This is a genomic window from Burkholderia sp. Se-20378, assembly GCF_017104665.1.
In the GTDB taxonomy this organism is placed as follows: domain Bacteria; phylum Pseudomonadota; class Gammaproteobacteria; order Burkholderiales; family Burkholderiaceae; genus Burkholderia; species Burkholderia lata.
Genome location: NZ_JAAGPG010000485.1, coordinates 1 through 6,115, shown reverse-complemented (window position 1 = coordinate 6,115; position 6,115 = coordinate 1). Strand labels below are relative to the sequence as shown.

Below are 6,115 nucleotides of genomic sequence, written 5' to 3'. Positions count from 1 at the left end.
GCGCGCATGCGTTCGGCGCGGCGCTCGCCGAACTCGACGCGCTCGAACAACGCGGCTCGACCCTCGAGCGGCCGTCGCTCGACCGCCTGCTCGCCGAATACCGGAACCGCGTCACCTTCAACGAACGCGCGCATCGCCAGGGCGCCGAACCGGCCAACGTGCGCTCGCGCATGCTGCGCGTCGAACTCGAGCTCGTCGGCGTATCGCGCCGCGCGCTGCTCGACCTGCATCGCGACGGCAAGGTCGACGACGCCGTGCTGCACCGGATCGAATCGGAGCTCGATTTCGAGGAACTGCGGCTGCAGCGGCTGCTCGAACCGTAACGCCCGGCCACGCCGCCGGCCTCCCCTTCTTTACATGGAACTGCAATGAGCGAACTGTCCGTCGAAGCGAGCATCGGCTCCGTCGATTACCTCGTCCACTTCAGCGATGGCGTCCACCAGTGGCGCGCCGACGAACCGGCGTCGCTCGGCGGCGGCGATGCGGCGCCCGCGCCCGTCGCGCTGCTGCTGTCGAGCCTCGGCGCATGCACCGCGATCACGCTGAAGATGTACGCGCAGCGCAAGGGCTGGCCGCTCACCGAAGTGCACGTGAAGCTCGCGCACGAATCGGGCAGCGCGGGCAGCACGATCGTGCGCCGCATCACGCTCGAAGGCGACCTGTCCGGCGAACAGCGCGAACGGCTGCTGCAGATCGCGAACGCGTGCCCGGTGCACAAGATCCTCACGCATCCGATCACCATCGACACGGCGATCGCCTGACACGCCGCGCCTCGACCACAAGATCCCCACCATGTCCGCCACGATCAAGACCCTGCTCACGCCGCGCGAAAGCGACATCGGCAACCTCGTCGTGCGCCGCGTGCTGCCCGCGCGCGCCGCCCGCCTCGTCGGCCCGTTCATCTTCTTCGACGAGATGGGGCCGGCCGTGTTGCCGGCCGGCCGCGGCATCGACGTGCTGCCGCATCCGCACATCGGCCTCGCGACCGTCACCTACCTGTTCGACGGCTCGCTGATGCATCACGACAGCCTCGGCTTCCGGCAGAAGATCGTGCCGGGCGACGTGAACTGGATGACGGCCGGCCGCGGCATCGTGCATTCGGAGCGCTCGCCCGACGAAGACCGGCCGCATGATCAGCCGGTCCACGGAATCCAGACCTGGGTCGCGCTGCCGGTCGAACATGAAGACACCACGCCCGCATTCGTCCATCATGCGGCCGACACGCTGCCGTCGTTCACGCGCGACGGCGCGAGCGTGCGCGTGATCGCGGGCACCGCGTTCGGACTCACGTCACCGGTCGCCGTGTTCTCGCCGACGCTCTATGCGTATGCGGAATTCGCGGCAGGCGGCACGCTGGCGCTCGATGCCGAACACGAGGAACGCGGCGTGTACCTGGTCGACGGCGACCTCACCATCGACGGTGCGCCGCTCGCCCCCGCGACGATGGCCGTGCTCGAACCCGGCGCGTCCGTGGCGCTCGCCAGCGCGAACGGCGCACGCGTGATGCTGCTCGGCGGTGCGCACCTGCCGGGCGAGCGGTTCATCGAATGGAATTTCGTGTCGAGCGAGCGCGCGAAGATCGACGCGGCCCGCGCGGCGTGGGCCGATCAGACCTTCGGCAAGGTGCCTGGTGAAGAAGACCAGTGGACGCGCCAGCCGGAACGCAAGGCGCAATAACGTGCGATAAGGTGCGGCCAGCGGAATCGCACGCAAGAAACAACGGCCGGCACACATGCCGGCCGTTGTACGTTTACGGCTTCAATCCCATCAGCTTCGCGAGCGTCGGCCAGCGGTCGAGCGAGTCGATGAACGCGCGGCGCGCCTGCTCGTCGACGTAACGCTCGGGATCGAGCGCGGGCAGATGGCGCGCGAGGCCGAGCACGTCGTTCGGTTGCGACAGGCGATCGTCATCGGCGTCGCCCGGAAGAATTACTGTTCGTCGATCCATACGCCATCCGGAGTTTTCACCGAGTAGCCCGCGGCCGTCTGCATCGTCACCGTGCCCTCGTTCTCGCCCACCATCCGCGTGCGCGGCAGGTCGGCCGCGTACTGCGCGAGCGTCGTGCCCGGCTTGAACGGGCTGTTCGACACGAGGTTCGACAGCAGTTGCGAGAGCGCGAGGAAGCTGGTCGGCTGATCGATCACGGTCGTCGCGCCGTGGTTGCCGGCAAAGCCGATGAGCCGCACGCCGACGGGCCCGTGCACGATGCGCGGCGTCGGGATCTCGCGCAGGCCCGCGACCTGGTACTTGTCGCCGCGCAGCGCGGCGCCGTGCTCGGGCACGAACACGATCACCGCACGGCGGCCCGATTGCGCGATCAGGTCGGCCAGGCGATCGAAGTCGTCCATCAGCTTCGTTGCGCGCTGCGGGTACGAGTCGATGCTCGTCAGCGAGCTGCCGACGATCCGGTTGCCGTCGTGCAGGCTGATCGTGTTGTAGTACAACGCGACCGGGCCCGGCACCGACGCGCGCTGCGCATACCAGTTCGCGAGCGTCGAGTAGTCGTCCTTGATCGGCGAGCCGTCGAACGCGTGCATCGCGACGGGCGCGGCCGCGTTCGACACCGGCGGCGCGTCGGGCACGCCGATGTTGTCGTGGATCACCTGCAGGAAGTTGTCGAAGTGGCCGTCGTGGTTCAGCAGCGACTGCACCTTGTAGCCCGCGCTCGCCAGCTGCGAGAACAGGTAGCACTGCTGCGGCGCCGGTTTGTACAGGTCGGCGTGCGCTTCCTGCCCGCAGCTCGCACGCAGCACGCGGATCGCCGCCGGGCCGCTGTAGCTCGCGGCCGTGCTGAAGTTGGTGAACAGGTAGTCGAAGTGGCTCAGCATCGGATGGTTGCGCACCTTCGCGGCATCGAGGTCGTCCCACGACAGCGAGCAGATGTGCAGCACGATCACGTCGAACTGCGCGGCCGGATCGTTGCCGAGATGGCCGAACGCGACCTGCCGCTGCGATTCCTGCGTGCGGAACGTCGCGAGCGCGGCGTTGTGATCCTCCGGCTGGCCGGCAATCGTCGTGCCTGTTGCGTTGGCCTGCTGCGGCAGAGGTGCGACGACGCGCGCCATCAGCCCGCTGCCGGCCTGCCACAGCGGCATCACGATCAGCACGGCCAGCACGAACGTCGCGACGCGCAGCCAGCGATTGACGATGAAGTAGACGATCAGCGCACCGGCCACCGTCAGCAGCAGCACCGGCGGCAGCAGGCGCGGCAGCAGCTCCATCCAGTATTCGAAGCGGAACGTGCTCACTTCGCGTGCGGCCTCGACGAGCCGCGCAAGCGGCGGCGCATGCATCTCGCGCGCAAGCAGCGGCACCGCGATCGCGATCGCGACGACCTGCCGGACGATGCGCCACGCACGCCGCCGGATCGGTGCGCTCACCGCGAGCGCCACCGCGAACGCGAGGTTCGCGAGCCAGAACGGCTGCAGGTGCCCGGTCGCGAACAGCGCGAACTTCAGGATGAAATACAGATTCCAGAACGTCATCTAACCCACTCCATGATGAGCGCCGCGTCAGTCGCGCGCCCGATCGAGTTTCGGCGCCAGCATGGTCTGCAGGCCGCGCGCCGCACCCTTCCACATCCGTACATAGCCGTCCAGGCCGATCCGCAGCACTTCCTTCAGCCCGCCGAGCGGCGTGTCGAGGCGCTCGCCTTCGTGCCAGTCGAGCCACGCATCCGCGCGGCCGAACGTGCATTGCACGAGCTGGCGCTCCTGTTCGAGCGTCAGTTCCTCGAAGCTCACGCCGACATGGGTCGGCGTCACGCGGCTCACGCGCACCGGGAACGGGAACGGCCGGTCGCCGCGCGTCACGCACACCGTCAGCGTGTCGCCGACGGCGAGCGGAAGCCCCGGCACCGCTTCGAGGCCGAGGCCGCCGGTCGAGTAATCGCTCGTGAAGCACGCGGCCGTCGAGCCGTCGGCGAGCAGCAGCATGGCCGGCACGCGCATCGCGATCCGGTGCGTGACGCGCACCTGCTTGGTTTCGCGCGCCACGGCCAGCGCCGCGCCGAGCATCGCGAGGTTGTACACGGTCCAGCCGAGCGTGATCAGGATCGTCGACGCCTCGTCGCCCTGGTCGGCCACGAGCCGCCACAGGCCGGCGAGGATCGCGAGCACGTTCAGCCCGAACAGCACCAGATACGGCTTCGACGTCGACCAGTCGACGTAGCCTTCGTCGATCTTGCCGCCCTTGTCGGTCACGTTGAACTTGCCGTGCTTCGGGCTGAAGAACGCGACGGTGGTCGGCAGCGCGATGTACCACGCGAGCACCGATTCGTAGACCTCGGCCCAGAACGAATGGCGGTAGCGCCCCTGCATCCGCGAGTTCGCGACGTTCGCGAGCACCAGATACGGGATCACGTAGCTCGCGAGCGCGAGCGCCGACGCGTTGATGAAGTACAGGTGGAAGAACAGGTACGCGAGCGGGATCGTCAGGAACACCAGCCGCGGAATCCCGTAGAAGAAGTGCAGCATCGCGTTGCCGTAGCAGATCCGCTGGATGAAGCCGAGCCCGCGCCCGAGGAACGGGTTGTCGATGCGGAAGATCTGCGCCATCCCGCGCGCCCAGCGCGTGCGCTGCTTCACGTGGCCCGCGAGGCTTTCGGTCGCGAGGCCGGCCGCCTGCACGGTCGGCAGGTACGCCGACGTATAGCCGCGCCGGTGCAGCTTGAGCGCCGTGTGCGCATCCTCGGTCACGGTCTCGACCGCGACGCCGCCCACCTCTTCCAGTGCGCTGCGCTTGAGCACCGCGCACGAGCCGCAGAAGAACGTCGCGTTCCACAGGTCGTTGCCCGACTGCACGAGGCCGTAGAACAGGTTGCCTTCGTTCGGGATCTCGCGGAACGTGCCGAGGTTGCGCTCGAACGGATCGGGCGAGAAGAAATGGTGCGGCGTCTGCACGAGCGCGCACTTCGGGTCGCGCAGGAACACGCCCATCGTCGTCTGCAGGAACGAGCGCGTCGGCACGTGATCGCAGTCGAAGATCGCGATGTATTCGCCGTGCGTCTTCGGCAATGCACGGTTGATGTTGCCGGCCTTCGCGTGGCGGTTGTCGTCGCGCGTTACATAGTCGATGCCGGCTTCGCGCGCGAACGCCTCGAATTCGGGGCGCTTGCCGTCGTCGAGCAGGTACACGCGCAGCTTTGCGCTCGGCCAGTCGATGCTCTGCGCGGCGAAGACGGTCGGCTTCACGACCGACAGCGGCTCGTTGTAGGTCGGGATGTAGATGTCGACAGTCGGCCAGGTGTCGGGATCGTCGGGCAGCGGCACGATCGGCCGGTCGAGCGGCCACGCGGTCTGCACGAAGCCGAGCAGCAGGATCATCCACGTATAGGCTTCCGCGCCGTACAGCAGGTAGCCGGCAACAGCCTCGACCGGGCCGCGGAAATCGAGCGTCTGCGTGGTGCGCCACCACACGTAGCGCACCGTCGCGAGCAGCGCGAGCGCGACGCACACGAGGAGGGCGATCAGGAGGCCGACGAGCGTCGCACCACCGGACTTCTGCGCGCTCGGCTGCGCGGCCGATACGAGATCGACCGGATCGGCGGCGACCGACGTGACGCTCACTTCGTCGTACGTCAGCCCTTCGACGCTATGGACGACGAGGTTCTTGATCTGCGGCGTCAGCGTCGCGAGATTCGCGTTCGGCCGGTACTTGATGAACACCGACGCCGACGACGGCTTCGCGACCTGTGCGAGCGGATCGTTGTTCGGCAGCACGATGTGCACGCGCGCGACGACGACCCCGTCAATTTTCGACAGCGTGTCCGACAGCTCCTGCGACACGCCGTAGATGAATCGCACGCGCTCCTCGGTCGGCGTCGACACGAGGCCGTCCTTCTTGAACAGCGCGCCGAGATCGTCGTAGCGCGTCGCGGGCAGCCCGCGCGCGCGCAGCACTTCCATCGCCCTGACAATCTGCTTGTCGTCGACGGCGAGCGTCCACGTCTTGCCGCCGTCGGGCGTCTTCTTCTGCGCGTCGACACCGTTCTGGAGCAGCGCGGCCATCATCTCGTTGCAGTCGCGCTCGGCGAGGCCGCCGTACAGCTCCTGCTGGCAGCCGGCGACGAGCGCCGCGCACGCGAGCAGCGCGGCAAGCCGGGCCGCGCGGCGG

The 6,115-nt window shown here is 68.1% G+C and carries 5 protein-coding genes and 1 pseudogene; 3 read left to right on the top strand and 3 right to left on the bottom strand.

Features of this window, described 5'->3' with window-relative positions; translation table 11 throughout:
* From G3N93_RS31895 to G3N93_RS31885, 3 genes and pseudogenes are all read left to right on the top strand, one after another.
* Window positions 1-323: pseudogene (locus tag G3N93_RS31895) on the top strand (sodium:proton exchanger); the annotation flags it as partial.
* Window positions 324-368: 45 nt separating this feature from the next.
* Window positions 369-761 (top strand): OsmC family protein, encoded by a 393-nt coding sequence (locus G3N93_RS31890; protein WP_174988976.1) that lies wholly within the window; start codon window positions 369-371, stop codon window positions 759-761.
* A 31-nt stretch (window positions 762-792) separates the two neighbouring features.
* Window positions 793-1,677, top strand: coding sequence for a pirin family protein (locus G3N93_RS31885; protein WP_206134747.1), 885 nt, complete (start codon window positions 793-795; stop codon window positions 1,675-1,677).
* Window positions 1,678-1,750: 73 nt separating this feature from the next.
* Here the strand turns inward: G3N93_RS31885 and G3N93_RS31880 are convergent, their stop codons facing one another.
* From G3N93_RS31880 to bcsA, 3 genes are read right to left on the bottom strand one after another with little or no spacing between them, the layout of a single operon-like run.
* Window positions 1,751-1,948, bottom strand: a complete 198-nt coding sequence (locus G3N93_RS31880) for a hypothetical protein (RefSeq protein WP_041492807.1) — start codon at window positions 1,946-1,948, stop codon at window positions 1,751-1,753.
* Window positions 1,930-3,486: a cellulose biosynthesis protein BcsG gene (bcsG, locus tag G3N93_RS31875; RefSeq protein WP_174988980.1), complete on the bottom strand. Its 1,557-nt coding sequence runs from the start codon at window positions 3,484-3,486 to the stop codon at window positions 1,930-1,932. The genes G3N93_RS31880 and bcsG overlap by 19 nt, the downstream gene beginning before the upstream one ends.
* A gap of 27 nt (window positions 3,487-3,513) precedes the next feature.
* On the bottom strand, window positions 3,514-6,048 hold the full coding sequence (gene bcsA / locus G3N93_RS31870; protein ID WP_241026775.1) for a UDP-forming cellulose synthase catalytic subunit: 2,535 nt from the start codon (window positions 6,046-6,048) through the stop codon (window positions 3,514-3,516).
* Window positions 6,049-6,115: the final 67 nt, after the last annotated feature.

Coding starts and splice junctions, on each gene's coding strand:
- G3N93_RS31885 (WP_206134747.1), top strand. CDS start 793: ATGTCCGCCACGATCAAGACCCTGCTCACGCCGCGCGAAAGCGACATC.
- G3N93_RS31890 (WP_174988976.1), top strand. CDS start 369: ATGAGCGAACTGTCCGTCGAAGCGAGCATCGGCTCCGTCGATTACCTC.
- bcsG (WP_174988980.1), bottom strand. CDS start 3,486: ATGACGTTCTGGAATCTGTATTTCATCCTGAAGTTCGCGCTGTTCGCG.
- G3N93_RS31880 (WP_041492807.1), bottom strand. CDS start 1,948: ATGGATCGACGAACAGTAATTCTTCCGGGCGACGCCGATGACGATCGC.